The following is a 2,008-nucleotide window of genomic DNA, read 5'->3' on the forward strand; positions in this document are numbered from 1 at the left end:
AAGTGCGTTATTTGACCAGCATATAGCCCGTTAAGGGTATTCTAAGGCACACACCGCCTAATTTGCAAGTCTAATATATAAAACGCCTAACCCCCTTATTTGTTCGTTATGTCACCCCTAGCGCCTTCTGTAACTGTTCCCTAGCAATGGGTGGCAGGCTTCAGCGACGACTGCATTGCATGGGTGATACGAAAGCTCCCGACAGGGGTGACTAGACATATTGAGCAGCGCAATGAGTGGCGATTTAAGCGTATCTGTAGCGGTATATTGGGGTTTACCCCTTGCTTGCGTAAGAACGGCTTAAAACGTGGCATAGAGCGCGTCTAGGCGGTGCTATCAACCGTAATCTATGCAGCCGTAGCTTGATACAGTGATACGGTCTTGATGGGGCGGTGGGCGATGCCGAGTGCATGACATCAACATCAAAGCAACAGCACTAAAGGGCTTGAGAGCAAAATCTGCTTTCACTCCCTTTAGGGTGAGTGTTGCTTGAACTAAGCTCAAGGCTGAACCAAGAGCATGACAACAACTGACAAGCAATCCAGTGTTTATAGCCCCCTAGGCTATATAACACGGCACTCAAGAAAATAAAAAAACAAATAAAAAAAGCACTCAATCAGCAGATTGAGTGTTGAGATCTTCGATAAAAAACATAATGTGAATAAATAGATAAGCTCAGCCCTTTGTTTTAAAGGCTTTTAAAGGAATTTGTATATAAATAATATATATCACGTATATACCATGTATATATCATAAGAGGCTTATTGATGTTTTATAGACTTAGTATATAATTCGTATATACCTAATATATAAGGAATTACTATGAAAGCTACTAAAGACAAGCTATTCACTGCAAAAGTAGATGAAAACCTGCTAAAAGCCTTTAAACATGCGTGTGAGAACCAAGATACCACCGCATCACAAGCCGTTAGAGCCTTCATGCGTGACTATGCTAAAAAATATGGCCAAGCCAAACTTTTTGACTAGATTTACCCACAATTTTACCTACATTTTTACCTACAGACACACTGATTTAAAAAAATCAGTGTGTCTTGCCAATTTAGTGTAGGTAAAAACACACGCACTTCGCTACGCTGCGCCCAAAAAACGTCATCAGACAAGGCTGACGGGCTGAACGCCCTACCCTTGTCTTGCGTGGTCTGGACGACCTCGCTGCCGCTTTTTAGTTGCCTTCCACTTCGTTTCAGCGTAAATCTCCACGTTGTTGCGATTTCCTCGACGGCCGCCAGTGGTAAAACCACCGACCTCTCACGTTTTTTGCCCTTTTAATTGGCGGCAAGTAAAACGCAAGAGGTCAGTGCTTACTGACGGCGGGTTTCACCCCCAAAATCTACCGCAGCCCTAGGGGTCAGCTGTGGCTAGTCTGAACGACTGCCACCACGATTTCGGCTCCCCCACGCAGCCCACACTTGGGGTGATGGTCTGTGCATTTTCTGAACGAAAACACCCCCCTTTGGGGCTTAACATCGTCTAGGGACGATGCAAAAAGCAAAAACAAAAGAAAAAAGCAAAAGATGATCGTGCCGATGGCTAAATATTAGTACACACACCACGCAACTGGTTGCAAACGACTTAAAGCCTTACGGTGCAAGGGCTTCCGTGTATAACAAATGGACTGCACGCTGTCATACAAAATGACAAAAAACAGCCTTTTAGCCCAATGGTTTCAGGGGTTCACGTGTTATACAAACCGATTTTATTTTATAGCAGCTAACGCCCTTTGGTTGTTGGGTCAGCATTAGCCAGGACAGGCGAAAAAGACCGCCTGATCTTGGCCAATACTCGACCTTAGCCCAAGCAAAACAAACAATAATCTATTAATTAGGCATAGAAAAAGCCCTCAACGCTTGACACGTTGAAGGCTTTGTCGTTTAATATTGGTTAACGGTTACAGACGTTTGACGACGACTGTAACGACCAAATAAGCATCCAAAGTGCGTTATTTGACCAGCATATAGCCCGTTAAGGGTATTCTAAGGCACACACC

At 44.1% G+C, this 2,008-nt stretch carries 1 protein-coding gene; it reads left to right on the forward strand.

Features of this window, described 5'->3' with window-relative positions; all coding sequences use genetic code 11:
- Positions 1 to 822 precede the first annotated feature (822 nt).
- Positions 823 to 987: a hypothetical protein gene (locus JFC07_RS12950; protein WP_198329218.1), complete on the forward strand. Its 165-nt coding sequence runs from the start codon at positions 823 to 825 to the stop codon at positions 985 to 987.
- The last annotated feature ends 1,021 nt before the right edge of the window (positions 988 to 2,008 follow it).

Source organism: Psychrobacter faecalis (assembly GCF_016107575.1).
In the GTDB taxonomy this organism is placed as follows: domain Bacteria; phylum Pseudomonadota; class Gammaproteobacteria; order Pseudomonadales; family Moraxellaceae; genus Psychrobacter; species Psychrobacter faecalis.

Excerpts from the sequence above, each read along its gene's own strand:
- JFC07_RS12950 (WP_198329218.1), top strand. The coding sequence starts at position 823 with ATGAAAGCTACTAAAGACAAGCTATTCACTGCAAAAGTAGATGAAAAC.